General features: G+C 68.7%; 13 protein-coding genes. 7 read left to right on the top strand and 6 right to left on the bottom strand.

Annotated features, from left to right (window positions below; translation table 11 throughout):
• Positions 1-158: 158 nt before the first annotated feature.
• Complete coding sequence (locus tag MLP_RS11115) at positions 159-593, top strand: HIT family protein (RefSeq protein ID WP_013863186.1); 435 nt, start codon at positions 159-161, stop codon at positions 591-593.
• Here MLP_RS11115 and MLP_RS11110 read toward each other — a convergent pair.
• From MLP_RS11110 to MLP_RS11085, 6 genes are all read right to left on the bottom strand, one after another.
• Positions 576-2,102, bottom strand: coding sequence for a carboxylesterase/lipase family protein (locus MLP_RS11110; protein WP_013863185.1), 1,527 nt, complete (start codon positions 2,100-2,102; stop codon positions 576-578). The genes MLP_RS11115 and MLP_RS11110 overlap by 18 nt on opposite strands.
• Before the next feature lie 80 nt (positions 2,103-2,182).
• Positions 2,183-3,289, bottom strand: coding sequence for a PLP-dependent cysteine synthase family protein (locus tag MLP_RS11105; protein ID WP_013863184.1), 1,107 nt, complete (start codon positions 3,287-3,289; stop codon positions 2,183-2,185).
• Positions 3,286-4,101, bottom strand: a complete 816-nt coding sequence (locus MLP_RS11100) for a creatininase family protein (RefSeq protein ID WP_013863183.1) — start codon at positions 4,099-4,101, stop codon at positions 3,286-3,288. The genes MLP_RS11105 and MLP_RS11100 overlap by 4 nt, the downstream gene beginning before the upstream one ends.
• Positions 4,102-4,103: 2 nt before the next feature.
• Positions 4,104-4,937, bottom strand: coding sequence for an urea carboxylase-associated family protein (locus MLP_RS11095; RefSeq protein ID WP_013863182.1), 834 nt, complete (start codon positions 4,935-4,937; stop codon positions 4,104-4,106).
• A 48-nt stretch (positions 4,938-4,985) separates the two neighbouring features.
• Positions 4,986-5,660, bottom strand: coding sequence for a GntR family transcriptional regulator (locus MLP_RS11090; protein WP_013863181.1), 675 nt, complete (start codon positions 5,658-5,660; stop codon positions 4,986-4,988).
• Positions 5,661-5,901: 241 nt separating this feature from the next.
• Positions 5,902-6,234 (bottom strand): hypothetical protein, encoded by a 333-nt coding sequence (locus tag MLP_RS11085; protein WP_013863180.1) that lies wholly within the window; start codon positions 6,232-6,234, stop codon positions 5,902-5,904.
• Between the two features lie 143 nt (positions 6,235-6,377).
• On the opposite strand from MLP_RS11085, the gene MLP_RS11080 reads away from it, so the two are divergent.
• The 6 genes from MLP_RS11080 (at position 6,378) to MLP_RS11055 (ending at position 14,137) form a co-directional block, all read left to right on the top strand.
• Positions 6,378-9,035: an AfsR/SARP family transcriptional regulator gene (locus MLP_RS11080; protein WP_013863178.1), complete on the top strand. Its 2,658-nt coding sequence runs from the start codon at positions 6,378-6,380 to the stop codon at positions 9,033-9,035.
• Positions 9,036-9,089: 54 nt separating this feature from the next.
• Positions 9,090-10,088: a zinc-dependent alcohol dehydrogenase family protein gene (locus tag MLP_RS11075; RefSeq protein WP_156821116.1), complete on the top strand. Its 999-nt coding sequence runs from the start codon at positions 9,090-9,092 to the stop codon at positions 10,086-10,088.
• 201 nt (positions 10,089-10,289) lie between these two features.
• Positions 10,290-10,859, top strand: coding sequence for a DUF4255 domain-containing protein (locus MLP_RS11070; RefSeq protein ID WP_013863176.1), 570 nt, complete (start codon positions 10,290-10,292; stop codon positions 10,857-10,859).
• Positions 10,856-11,683 (top strand): hypothetical protein, encoded by an 828-nt coding sequence (locus tag MLP_RS11065; protein ID WP_013863175.1) that lies wholly within the window; start codon positions 10,856-10,858, stop codon positions 11,681-11,683. The genes MLP_RS11070 and MLP_RS11065 overlap by 4 nt, the downstream gene beginning before the upstream one ends.
• Before the next feature lie 46 nt (positions 11,684-11,729).
• The gene (locus MLP_RS11060; protein ID WP_013863174.1) at positions 11,730-13,652 is read left to right on the top strand and encodes a phage tail sheath subtilisin-like domain-containing protein; all 1,923 of its coding nucleotides are present in this window, start codon (positions 11,730-11,732) and stop codon (positions 13,650-13,652) included.
• Positions 13,653-13,681: 29 nt separating this feature from the next.
• Entirely contained in the window at positions 13,682-14,137 is a 456-nt protein-coding gene (locus tag MLP_RS11055) for a phage tail protein (RefSeq protein WP_013863173.1), read from the top strand.

Here is a 14,137-nt window from a genome sequence, read left to right as displayed (position 1 = left end):
GGCGACGGCGGGTGGCGATATCCAGGACCAATCCCCTGCGCACGGTCTCCTTCGCCCCAGCGCTCCACAACGATGGCGTTCGTCGGCGAAGCGTCTGCTACTTGACCTTGACGCCACGTCCTGGATCCGTGATCGCTCTCGCCCGCTAGCGTGGCGCTGTGGCGGACAACATCAGCGACAACCGAGACGACGTGGTGTGCAGGATCGTACGCAGGGAGCTGGATGCAGCGGTCGTGCTGCGAACAGAAGAGGTGATCGGTTTCCTGGATCATCGACCGGTGTTCAAGGGGCACGTACTGCTCTCCCCCATCCAGCACGTCGACACCTTGCTCGACCTGCCGCCGGAGCTGATGACGCCGCTGCTGACGGCCGCCCAGCGGGTCGCCGCTTCGCTGGGTTCGGCATTGGGCTGCCAGGGCACCTTCGTGGCCATGAACAACGTGGTCAGTCAGTCGGTGCCGCATGTGCACGTCCACGTGGTGCCACGGACGAAGGGCGACGGCCTGCGAGGGTTCTTCTGGCCGCGGACCAAGTACGCCGACGGCGAGCTGGAAGCGTACGCCGAGCGGATCCGGTCAGCTCTGCGCGGCTGAGTCGACGAGGCCGAGTGCGCCGAAGCTGTGGTGCTGCCAGAGCTGGCGGGAGCGCTCCTCGGGATAGGCCTTGACGGCCGATACGACGTCGAAGACCTTGGCGAGGCGCCGGCGAGTGTCGTACTCGGGCCAGCCCGGGTCCCCACCGTGAGCGAAGGAGATCCAGGCGTCACGCAGCTGCGTCGACATCAGCTCCGCCTCGACAGACGGCGGGTTCCCGATCAACATGGCCGGCTGACCCCGATCCAGGGTCCCGAAGACCAACGGCACGTCGAGACCATGGCAGGCACCGAACACACCACCCATGCCGGGCGCCGGCCAGGCAAGCTCGTAAACATGTGCCCGCCCGCCGGCCGCCACCTGCGCCTCGGCGAGGTGCAGGGATGGCATCCGAAACAGCCAGTCGGAGCCGATCAGCTCATACAGCTCCTCGGGTCCAGCCTCGGGAAATGCCTCGCGGTAGCTCCGTACGCCGCCCGGGCCGGGCGCGTACGCCTCCAATGCCTGCTGGGCTAGCTCCTCATCGACCTCACCGAGCAGTCCGTCGATCACGGTGAACAGGCGCTGTTCATCGCGAGTGTGCCCGACGACCAGCGCAATCCCGCGGGCCGCCCCGGCAGCCAACGCCTGCCAGGGGGTAGCGCAAAGCACCTCGCCGTCCACGACCGGGGAGAACAGGATCGACCGGTACGCCGGCTGGCCCCAGCGATGGGTCCACCCCTGCATCCGGGCGCTAACCACATCGGCAGCGGCGGCCAGGTGATTCGGGTCGGTGGTGGAGAGCTCGGCCACGGTCGGCTGTCGCCCCAACTCGGCGGCGCAGGCCGCCGAGATCTCCGCCGCGAGTTCAGAGGTGAAGAACGTGCCCGGCACGCTCTGGGCAATCGCGCGATGAAACAACCTCGCCGCACGGTCCATCCCCAGCAAGGCAGCAACGCACCCTGCGCCGGCCGACTGCCCGAAAACCGTGACACACTCGGGATTGCCACCGAAGGCGGTGATGTTGTCGCGGACCCATTCCAGGGCCGCGACCTGGTCGAGCAGGCCGCGGTTGTCCGGGGCACCGTCGAGATGAGCGAAGCCTTCGGCGCCCACGCGATAGTTGAAGGTCACGACGACGACGTCGCCGTCCCGCGCGAGCCCGGCCCCGTCGTACTCCGGCAGACTCGACATGCCGACCAGATAGCCGCCACCCTGGATCCACACCAGCACCGGCAGCCCGGCGATCCGCTGCGGGCTGGGCGTCCAGACGTTGATCGTCAGCCAGTCGTCCCCCTCGGCCGACGATCGCGAGGCCATGCCGAAGTAGCCGCCCTGGGGCGGCGGTGGACCGTATGCCAGAGCGTCTCGCGTCCCATTCCAAGCTCGAACCGGCCGCGGTGCGGCGAAGCGCATCGCCCCGACGGGCGGCTCCGCGAAGGGAATGCCGCGAAATACGGCGACACCGGCATCCCAGCCGCCCCGCACCGTCCCGGCGGCGGCTCGGACCTCTGGTGGGGGCGGCTGCACCCGCCCAGTTGAGTCGCTCCGCCAGGCGTCCGCAACTCATTTCTCGGGGACAGGAATCCCCGGCGCCGCGCCGACTGGAGCTACAGCTTTCCGGTCTCGGTGAAGGCACGCAGCCGGTCGAGGTACGAGGCGATGTCGAGCCCGTGAGCCGCCAGCCAATCGGACGAGTAGTACCGGTTGAGATAGCGGTCGCCGGGGTCGCAGAGCAGGGCCACCACGCTGCCGTTGCGGCCCTGGCTGTGCATCTCGGCGACGATCCGCAGAGCCGCCCACAGACCGGTGCCGGTGGAGCCACCGGCTCGCCGGCCGATCAGTGACTCCAGGTGCCAGATCGCCGCGATCGCGGCCGCGTCGGGAACCTGCATCATCCGGTCCACACCGGAGGCCAGGAAGCTGGGCTCGACCCGTTGCCGTCCGATGCCCTCGATCCGGGAGGGCACCCCGGTGGTCACCGAGCGGTCTCCGGCCACCCAACCGGGCATGAAGGCCGAGTTCTCCGGATCGGCGACACAAATGCCGGTGGCGCGTCCGGAGTAGCGCGCGTACCGGGCGATGGTCGCCGACGTGCCGCCGGTGCCGGCGGTCAGCACGATCCAGTCCGGCTCCGGATAGCGCTCCTGGCTCAGCTGCTCGTAGATCGACTCGGCGATGTTGTTGTTGCCGCGCCAGTCGGTGACCCGCTCGGCGAAGGTGAACTGGTCCATGTAGTGGCCACCGGTCGTCCCGGCCAACTCGCGCGCCACGTCATAGACCTCGCTGGCCCGCTCGACGAAGTGGCATTCACCGCCGTGCAACTCGATCAGCCGCACCTTGTCCGCGCTGGTGCTCGAAGCCATCACCGCGATGAACGGCACACCGATCAGCCGGGCGAAGTACGCCTCCGAGACCGCGGTCGAACCGCTGGACGCCTCGATCACCGGTCGGCCCGGCGCCAGCCAGCCGCTGCACAGCGCATACAGGAACAGCGACCGGGCCAGTCGATGCTTCAACGAGCCGGACGGGTGGGTCGACTCATCCTTCAGGTAGAGATCGATCCCCCACCCCGGCGGCAGCGGCACGGTGAGCAGGTGCGTGTCGGCCGACCGGTTGCCCTCCGCGCGTACCCGCCTCACAGCCTCGATGCACCACCGACGATGCTCCGGATCAAGCCGGTTCAGATCCTCGCCGACGTTCAGACCGGCGCTCACTCGGCCCGCTTGCCGATCGGCCCCTGATAGGTCCGCATCCACTCGACCAGCTCCACCAGCCGGCCAACGGTGTGATCGTGGTAGGCCTTGCCCTTCGCCTCGGTGACACCGAGCGAGGACGAGAAGCTGCCGGTCGGAGTGAACCGCCGCTCCTCCTCACCGGAGAAGATGATGTCGGCACCGTCCGGCGCCGGACCGAACAGGTCGTCGCCGACGAAGCCGCCGAATACCTGCTGGAAGTCGACACCGGCATCGGTCAGCTGATCCATCCGAACCGAACCAGGTACGCGGTAGTGCACCTGGGACAGCTCCAACTCGCCGGCGTGATGCTCCCGGGTCTCCTTGATCGTCGGCGCCGCCGAACGGGCCAGATGCAGCGGGTCGGCGACCGCGAACAGCACCCCCGGAAGCTCCCGATCGTGCAGCTCACGGACGGCGGTGGTCAGCGCCGGCAGATTCGAGCCCTTGTGGCCGTTGATCACAATGATCTTGTCGAAGCCGTGCCGGGCCAGGCTGCTGCAGATGTCGGTGACCAGCATGGACAGGGTCCCCGGCCGAATGGTCAACGTCCCGGGGAACGCCCCGTGGTGCGAGGAGTCGCCATACCAAACCGGCGGCGCGACGAGCGCTCCCGTCTGCTTGGCCGCGTCCTCGGCCAGCGTGATCGCGACGTACGCGTCCACACCCAGCACGCCGGCAGGGCCGTGCTGCTCGGTGCTGCCGATCGGGACGATGGCAACCTGGTCACGCTCGAGGTGGGCTTCTACCTCGGGCCAGGTCAGATCCTGCATCCACACCGACGGTTCGCTCATGCTCACTGGTCCTCCCATCGCGGCAGCTTCATGCCGTGTAGTTGTGAGTACGCCGCCCGTTGCGGCGAGCTCCATCCTTCCAACGCGCTCTCGTCCAGCCGGTACACCTCAACCCCCAGCGGCCGGCAGACCTCCAACGGATCACGCGCATCCGGCCCCCACATGTGCACCGACAGATCCCCGCCCGGGCAGGTGGACAGCGCGCAAAGCAGGTCGATCTCGGCAAAGAACTCGAAGTAGTCGCCTTCCTTGGCTGGGCAGGCCTTCATGAAGTAGCGGTCCTCGTCGTTCAGCCCGGTGCACTGGAACACGTTCAACACGTCGTGCACATCGAACTCGGTCAGCCCGTACGGCAGCACCGCCCGCGTGAGGTTCGAGTGACAGTGGAAGTCGAACGCCTCGTCGGTCAGCATCTGGTTCACGTACGGGTCGCAGCGGGTGCCGAGCAGATCGTGCACCCGGCCCCCATCGGAGTCGGTGCCATAGTCGGCGAGCGAGTCGCCGGTGACGGTGAACAGCGGACGCAGGAACGGCAGCGTCGACCAGACCCGGTCATAGGTTGAGATGTGCGCTGCCTGCAGCTGCCGAGTACGTGAAGCCCACATCCGCTCCCGCGGGTCGTGCCGGTTCCACACATTGAGGTCACCGACCTGCGGGCCCTCCGGCGTCGAGATCCGGCAGACGTGACCGGCCGGCACCTCCCAAGCGCGTCCGGAGCGGATCGGCAGGATGAACTCCTCGACGAGCTCGCGACCTGGCGCTTCTGCGACCCGATCGTAGAAGCCTCGGTCGACGCTCAGTTGGTCGCCCTGATAGGCGGCGGGATAGTTCCCCATGGGTACCTCTGTCCTCCTTGATTTGATGCTGGGGTTTGATGCTGGTGGTCAAGCAGCGGGCTCGGCGGCACCGTATCGCTGCAAAGCCTCGATGAGTGCGTGCTCGGAGTCGTCGAGGTAACTCCGCAACGACGCGGCGGCTGCGGCTCGGCTCCCGGCGAACAACAGGTCGTAGATCGTTCGGTCCCAGGCCGCGAAGCCGCGCTGGAAGCTTGCTTGCTCGGCGACTGCCGCAAAGGCGAGCCGGCTCGAGGCAATGACGGTGGCGAAGAAGTCATCGATCCTGGCGCTGCCGAGCGTCGTCACCAGCGCCTGATGGAACCGCAGACTCGCCGTAGCGGCTTCGAGCCAGTCTTGCGCGGCGGCTGCCTGCTCGATCTCGGCCACGATCGTCCCGATCGGCGCCAAGGCGCCTGGGCTGCCCACGGCGCCGTCGTCGACAGCGCGCAGCTCGAGTGTCCGGCGGACCTGGAAGAGATCGCGTACGTCCTCGATCGTCAGCACCCGGACCATCGCGCCCCGGTTGCGGCGCAGATCGACCAGGCCCTCGGTCGCCAACTGGCGAAGCGCCTCGCGGAGCGTGTTCCGGGAGACGTCGAACTCGCGAGCCAGCGACGCCTCACGCAATGGTGTCCCTGGAACCAACGTGCCGGCGACGATGCGCTCACGCAGAGCGGCGGCGACCCGGGCGGAAGCACCGGCAGCCGACTCACTCTCGATCACCAGGAGACCATATCTCCATGATTGTTCATCAATCAAGTCGCGTTAGGCCACAAGACGCCATCAGTGCATTGTTTTGTTGAACTATCTTGCCTTCACGTGTCATCCGTCCGGGCTGGCTCACGCCTCAGACCGGCGAAGCGGTATCACGGACGCCCCCAGAGTCCTCGTACGCAGCAGTGAACGAGGGAGGCCGATCGTGGACGATGGCACGCCGACCTCCCCTGCCTGTCACCAGGGTCGCTCACGCGGCGACGACGCTGTAGGTCAACTCGTAGTCCGCGTGCGTCCGATGGAACTCGCCGACCTGGTCGCCCTGGCCGACCTGGGCGGCCCCGCGGACGGTGATGGTCCCCATGTCGTCGTCGTTGCCGGCGTCGACCTCGATGAGCTGCACCTGCGCCGACGAGGTGAACAGCGCGGTTCGATTGAGATTGACCGTCTCCCCTTTGCCGATGTCGCCCGGCCCGTAGACCGTCCTCCCGTCGACGACGATCTTGGGATCGTCGCGCCCGACGGTGTCCTGCTTGCGATTGCACTTCAGCTTCGTGAGCTGCAAACGGTACTGATTGGCCATGGTGGTACCCCTTCCCTCGAGTGTCCGGAACTTCCGGATCGGTGTGTCATCAGGATGCGCGGCGGCTGTTGTCTCCCCGTTGCGTCTTTGTTGCACGCGGCTACGCCGGTGTCACACACGTCTTTGCTGCACAGGCGGCGATCATGACCACGCTGCCGGTACGACTGCTCGGACCGGTCTCGGTCGTCGGGCCGACGGGTGCGCTGCCGCTGGGGCCGGCCCGGCAGCGTTCCGTGCTCACGGTGCTGCTGCTGAGCGTGGGGCGACCGGTGCCCACGAGCGAGCTGATCGACCGGGTGTGGGGTGACGAGCCGCCGCCGGCATCGGATCAAGCGCTCCGGTCGTACCTGTGCCGGCTGCGCAAGATCGTCGAGCGGTCGCCGGCGGTTCGGCTGGAGCGCCGAGACGGCGGCTATCTCGCAGTGGTCGAAGACGGCCAGCTGGACCTGGCCGTCTTCCGCGGGCTCGGCCAGCGCGCCCGGGCAGCCCTCCGCGATGGCCGGCACGCTGCAGCGCTGACTGCCTTCGGCGATGCGCTCCGGCATGCCGACGGTCCGCTGCTGGCCGGTGTCGCCTCCTCCTGGTTGGCCGAGCAGCGCCGGCTGCTGGAGCGAGAGCGGCATGCACTGGCCTTGGAACGCAATGATCTGGCGCTGGCAGTCGGCGATCCGGGCCTGGTGGTCGCCGACGCTCTCGGCCGGCTCGGTGACGAACCGTACGACGAGCGTCTCGCTGGTCAGGCTGTGCTCGGTCTGGCCGGCGTGGGACGTACCGCCGAGGCGCTGCAGGTGTACGAGGGGGTGCGGCGGCAGCTTGCCGAGGAGCTGGGCATCGACCCAGGACCGGCGCTGCGGGACATCCAGCTGCGGGTGCTGCAGGGGGTCGAGACGGTCGGCTCGGTGGCGGGCCGGGTGACCGGTGTCCTGGTCTCGGGTTCTACGCCGAGGGTCCCCCGGCAACTGCCGCCGGCGACCCGCGGATTCGTCGACCGGAAGACCGAGTGGCAGACCCTCGACCAGCTGCTGCTCCCGGAGACGGACGAGCCGTCGGTCATCGTGGTCTGCGGTCCGGGCGGGGCCGGCAAGACCGCGCTCGCGGTGCGCTGGGCTCGCGAACACGCCGACCGCTTTCCCGACGGCCAGCTGTTCGTGGATCTGCATGGATTCGATGCTGGGCACCGGCCCATGTCCTCCGAGGGGGCGCTCCGCAGTCTGCTCACCGCACTCGGGCTGGAGCCCGCGGCAGTGCCGACCGATCAGGCGGAGATGGTCGGCGCTTATCGAACGATCCTCGCGGACCGTCGTGTCCTTCTGGTGGCCGATGATGCAAGCACCGCCGACCAGATCCGCCGGCTGCTGCCACCCGGCGGAGGCAGCGCTGCGATCGTGACCAGCCGCTCCGCGCTCCCCGGGCTGGTAGCAAGGCCCGGGGCGCAGGTGATATCGATCGGCATGTTGGACGATGACGCAGCCCGAGCACTGCTGACTCGTCGACTCGGGGCGGCACGGATCGAGGCTGAACCGGATGCGGTCAACCGGCTGGTCAGCCACTGCGGTGGGTTGCCGCTGGCGCTGGCCATCGTCGCCGGTCGGGCCGCCGCACTGCCTTGGCTACCGCTGTCCACTCTGGCCGAGGACCTCGATGACGAGACGCGCCGGCTCGCGGCGTTGAACGGCGGTGAAGGCGAGACCGACCTGGATGCCGTGATCGCAGGCTCGGTCGCGGCGCTGTCCGCCTCGGCCACCTCCGTCATGACCTGGTTGGCCGCCGGGCCGCGGATCCGCATCCGTACTTCCGTGGTGGCCGCCTTGGCGCATGTCAGCGATCGCCAGGCTGAGGAGATCATCCGGGAGCTGCTCACCATCCACCTGCTCGAGCCCGACGGACCACGCCAGTTCCGGATCCACGAGCTGGTGCGGCTGGCTGTTCGCTCACACATCGCGTACGGGTTCGACGCCGCTGTCGATCGACTGTTGTCGTTCTTGATCACCGAATCCCACCACGGCGGATCGGACACCGATGATCTGTTGGCCGCGCTGGCGTACGCGGCCGAGACCGGTCGCGATACCGCTCTGTGTGAGTTGGCTGATGCCCTGGAACGCCCGCTGGGATCGGCCGGGCGCTGGCCCGAGCTCGTGGCGGTGAACGATCGCGCAGTCCTGGCCGCATCGAGACTCGACGATGCCCATCATCGTGCCGTGGCTCTGATCGGACGGGGGCGAGGAGCCATCGGACAGCGTGACTTCGATAGTGCCTGTGCCGACCTGACCGACGCGCTCGCTCTGGCTGATGACCTTGCTGAGCTTGGTCTGCGCGCACGGGCCCATCGTGCTCTGGCGAGACTGAACGCCCACCAGGACCGGTTCGACCTCGCCCTGCACCACGACGAGTGCGGTCTGGCGCTGCATCGGCAACGCGGCGACGTCCTGGGTCAGGCGCATGCCTACAACGCGATCGGCTGGCACCTGGCACATCTGGAACTCCCGGCAAAGGGTCTGGAAAGCTGCCGCCGAGGGCTCGACATCTTCATCGGACGCGACGATCGGCCGGGTCAAGCGCTGACCCAGGACAGCATCGGGTACGCGCTCGAACGGTTGCGACGAGATCCCGAAGCTCGCCGGGCCTATCAAGCCGGCGCCGACCTGTGCCGGGATCTGGGCTGGCAGGTCACGCTGGCGAACACCCTGCAACGGCTGGCGGGAGTGTGCCGGCGACTGGGCGACACCCATGAAGCAGCGGCCGCGCAGACCGAGGCAGAGGTGATCCTGCGGCTGACCGGTCGTCACATCCTGGAGCCGTGATCGGCAGCTGGCCCCGTTGCCACAGCCTGGCACCGCACGAGCAGAATGGCGTTCATGGACGCCTGGGTGGTCGACCAACCTGGACCGATCGATAATCATCCGCTGTTGCGTCTCCAGCGCGACGATCCGGTGCCGGGGCCTGGGCAGGTCCGGGTCAAGATCAGCTGCTGCGGCGTCTGTCGGACGGATCTGCACCTGGCCGAAGGGGATCTGCCGCCGAAGCGTCCGCGAGTGACACCTGGACATGAGGTCGTCGGAGTGGTCGACGCGGTCGGCGCCGATGCTCGGCGGTTCATGATCGGGGATCGGGTCGGCGTGGCCTGGCTCGGCAAGACCGACGGCAGCTGCCGTTTCTGCCGCCAGGGTCGCGAGAACCTGTGCCTGCACCCGACCTTCACCGGCTGGGACGTCGACGGCGGGTACGCCGCCGCCTGTCTGGTCGACGAGTCTTTCGCCTACCGGCTGCCCGACGGGCTGGCTGACGAGACGGCCGCTCCCCTGTTGTGTGCCGGCATCATCGGTTATCGAGCGCTGCAACGGGCGGCTGTCCCCGACGGTGGTCGGCTCGGCATCTACGGTTTCGGCGGCAGTGCCCATCTGACGGCGCAGATCGCTCTGGCCCAAGGGCTGCGGGTGCATGTGCTGACCCGCGGCGAGCCCAACCAGGCATTGGCCCGCGAGCTCGGGGTCGACTCCGTGGGCGGGCCGAGCGACCCGCCGCCGGAGCCTCTCGACGGCGCCATCCTGTTCGCGCCGGCCGGCGAGCTGGTCCCGGTCGCGTTGCGGGCTCTCGATCGTGGCGGCACGCTCGCCATGGCCGGGATCTGGTCCTCCGACATCCCGACGCTGAACTACGACGAGACCCTCTTCCAGGAGCGGCAGCTGGTCAGCGTCACCGCGAACACCCGCGACGACGGCGAGACCTTCCTGGCGTTGGCGGCTCGCCTCGGTGTCCGGGCGACCACCGTCCCGTACCCGATGGCCGACGCCAATCGGGCTCTGATCGATCTCAAGCACGGCCGATTCGGCGGTGCCGCCGTACTGCACGTCTGAGGTTCTGCGGGGCATCCCTTAGCAGCGAACTCGTTGCTTCCGCGTCACCCGCGCTGCCTTCTCATCACCGCGCGCTGCCTCCACGCCGCCCGTGACATCCAGGTGACGCCCCCGTGACAGGCAGCAGTGAGACTGCTGCGCAAGCACCCTCAGGAGCCATTGAGCGCAGACCGGAGTGGGGCGAGAAGGGGGGAGAACTGAGTGGCCAGCTATCAGGCGATCGCTGCTGTGGCCGAGGCAGTGAAACGGCTGCTGGAGCAGTCGTGGGTGCAGACGCCCGACGGCCTGCGGCCGCAGTTCGCCGTGTACAACGGAGCCGAGTTCGACAGCCCGATGGCCACCGGCATCTCCGTCTTCGTGTACCAGGTGACGATCGACGCGACCCAGCGCACACTGCCGGCCAGCGGACCGGGCAGACGCCGGCCGCTGCCGGTCGACGTCGCGCTGCTGCTCACCGCCTGGGCGCCGAGCGCCGCGAGCGAGCACACGCTGCTGGGCTTCGCGATGCGCACTCTCGCCGACCACCCAGTGCTCTCCTCGGGCTTCCTGAATGCCGGCACACAGGGGGTCTTCGGCGCCGACGAGACCGTCGAGGTGGTCGCCGGCCAACTGAGCAACGACGAGATCTTCCAACTCTGGCAGGCGCTGCCCGGAAACCTCCAGTTGTCGGTGCCGTACTTGGCAAAGGTGGTGCGGATCGAGTCCGACGTCGCGCCGAGCGGCCGGCCGGTGCTGGTACGCGAGTTCGACATGGCGGAGGGCCTGCAATGACCGTCACCCATCTCGAGCGCGTCGGCTACCGGGCCGTCCTCAGCCTCGACTGCCGAGACGCGATCCGCCCCACGCCAGCTGCCCCCGGCGGCCAGGTGCTCGGGGCAGCGGTCAACGACCTGGCCGCTTGGGCGTGGCCGGAGACCGAACCGGGTGTCCGCCGACCGGCCCGGCGCTCCGTCACCTCGCAGCTGCTGGGATTCGGCGTACTGCCGGACCACCCACTCGAGCAGTACGCCCGCGCGGCCGACACCGGGCCACTTGTCTGGCGATCCAGCACCACCCGGAACCACCGGGTGCTCGTGGTCGACCCGCGGCGCCGCTACCTGCCCGTCCTCACCACCGCCACACTGCCGCTGGCCACCCCGTTGGTCGTGGAACTCCACACGGCTCCCACCCACCTCCCCCGGGGCGGATGGGCCGTCGTCCGCGGCCAGGTGCTCCGGACGAGCACCACCGACCCGCTGCCGTGGGCCGTGCTCACCGTCACTCTGGCCGGGACGCCGTACATCGCGCGCTGCGACGCGGCCGGGGTGTTCCTGCTGAACGCCCCCTACCCGGAGGCACTGCCCCCACTGTTCGGTTCGCCGCCGGCGGGCCCCGGCCTGGGCGCGATGACCTGGCCGGTCGTGATCGAGGTCGCGTCCGCACCCGCCACCCTGAGCTTCCCCGATCCGCAACATCTCGACGTGCCCGACCTGGCGTCGGTGCTCGCCCAGCCCCGAGCCGCCATCGACACCTCTGGCGGCCCGCAATCCACGACCACCGCCACACTCACCTTCGGTGAGGCCCTGGCCCTCTCCCTGTCGGCCGAGCCGACCTGAACCGTCCACCGCCCGACCGCGGGCACCACCGAGCGGAGATCACGTCATGCCGCAGTACCTTTCACCCGGCGTCTACGTCGAGGAGCTGCCGGGCTCCCGCACGATCCAAGGCGTGAGCACCAGCGTTGCCGCGTTCGTCGGCCCGACCCGATTCGGCCCGACCAGCGGGCGGCCGGAGCTGCTCACGTCCTACGCCGACTTCGTCGGCATCTACGGCGACCCGGCGGACCTGCGCTTCGGCGACAACGGCCAGTTCCGCAACCACGTTGCCCTCGGTGTGAAGGGCTTCTTCGACGAAGGCGGCGCCAGCCTCTATGTGGTGCGGGCCTTCGCCCACCGCGACACCGGGGCCCCGGAGGACGACCACGGCCGGACCCGCCTCGTCTCGCCCGGCGAGGATCCGGATGCCTCGCCGCCACCCGCCGGGCTGACCCTGCGAGCTCGCTTCCCCGGCACCGCCGGCAACCTGCGGGTGATCCTCACGCTACGGTCCGGCAACGACTGCTTGGTTCAGCCCAACAGCGGCCCCGCGCTGACCCGCGTACGCGAGTTCGACACGGTCTGGGCCGTGACCGGCGGGTCGCACCCGGCGGGAAGCGTCAACGTCGTCCGGCGCAACCCCGCGGACGGCAGCTGGTTCCTCTCCGGCGAATCGAGGATCGACCTCGACGACGTCGTCGCGGTGTACCCGATCAGCGTGCTGGTCGAAGTGCAGCGCCCCACCACCGACGCCCGCGGGCTGCCGGTGTTCGGGCCGACGGTGACCGTGGGTGAGTTCGGCTTCGATCCGCGACCGATCGGCACCGGGCTCACCACCGTCCTCACCGCCAACCCGCCCACCCGCCGGCAGGCGCTCACCGTCCCCCTCGCGATCGAGGGAGCGGCCGACCTGCTCGCCGCGGGCGATCCCCAGGACGCCGCTGCCGCCGCGCTCGCCCAGCTGCTCTTCGGTGCCACGCTCGAGACCGCCTCCAACCCCGCCACCCCGCCGGCCAATCGTCAGCGCGTCGTCACGCTGGCCGACGGCACGGACGGCAACGCCCCGGACGTCACCGAGTACGAGGGGATGCCGACCTTCGCCGACTACCAGGACGACCTCACCGCACTGCCGTTCAACGGACTGCTCGCGATCGAGGCGATCGAGGACATCTCCATCGTCTCCGCTCCCGGATCGTCCACCGGCTGGAACACCGACCCGGCGCTCGGCACCCCTATCGCGCAGGCCATCGCCGGCGCGGTCGTATCCCACTGCGAACGGCTGCTCTACCGGGTCGCGGCGCTGGACGCGCCGCCGAACAGCCTGCCGACCACGGTGCTGGACTACCGCAACCTGCGCAGTTCGACGCATGCGGCGCTGTACTTCCCGTGGCTGGTGGTTTCGCATCCGATCGAGGGCACCCGGATCACCGTCCCGCCGTCGGCCTATATGGCCGGGGTGTGGGCGCGGTCGGACAACACCCGGGGCGTGATAAAAGCGCCTGCCAACGAGGTGATCCGCTCGGCACTCGACCTCGAGTTGCGGGTCAACAAAGCGCAGCAGGATCTGCTGAACCCCGAGGGCGTGAACTGCCTGCGCTACTTCCCCGGTTCCGGCTTCCTGGTCTGGGGCGCGCGGACGATCTCCGACGACCCGGAGTGGAAGTACCTCTCGATCCGCCGGTACTTCAACTATGTCGAGCGGTCGATCGACCAGGGCACCCAGTGGGTGGTGTTCGAGATCAATGGCCCGGCACTGTGGGACGCCGTCCGGCAGACCGTCGAGGGCTTCCTGTTCACCGAGTGGAAGAACGGCGCGCTGCTCGGACGTAGCCCGGAACAGGGGTACTTCGTGCGCTGCGACGAGTCGACCATGACCCCCGACGACCTCGACAACGGACGCCTGATCTGCCAGATCGGGATCGCCGCCGCCAAGCCGGCCGAGTTCGTCATCTTCCGGATCAGCCAGTTCACCGCCACCACGCAGAGCTGACCGAGAACCACTGAGAGAGGAGACCCCCGATGGCCAAGGAACGCGAGAACCCCTACGGCAACTTCAACTACCTGGTCGACTTCCGGACCGGGGATGCCGACACCGTCCGCGGTGGCTTCGCCGAAGTCAGCGGGATGAACATCGAGACGACGACCATGGAGTACCGCGCGGGCAACTCCAAGGCCAACCACCCGGTCAAGATCAACGGCCTCTACAAGGTCGGCGACGTCACCCTCAAGCGGGGCGTCCTGGGCTCCCTCGACCTGTACGAGTGGGTGCACCAGATCCGCACGGGCGACCACAGCCAGGTACGAGACGTCGTGATCCAACTGCAGGACGAGGCTCACACCTCGACGGTGATGACCTGGAAGCTGATCAGCGCCCGACCGATCCGCTACACCGCGCCGAGCCTCAACGCCAAGACCGGCACTGACGTGGCCGTCGAGGAGCTCGTGCTGTCGATCGAAGACCTGGTCGTCGAGTAG

Source organism: Microlunatus phosphovorus NM-1 (assembly GCF_000270245.1).
Taxonomy (GTDB): Bacteria; Actinomycetota; Actinomycetes; order Propionibacteriales; family Propionibacteriaceae; genus Microlunatus; species Microlunatus phosphovorus.
The sequence above is the reverse complement of the archived record's forward strand: the minus strand, read 5'-3'. Positions and strand labels throughout refer to the sequence as shown.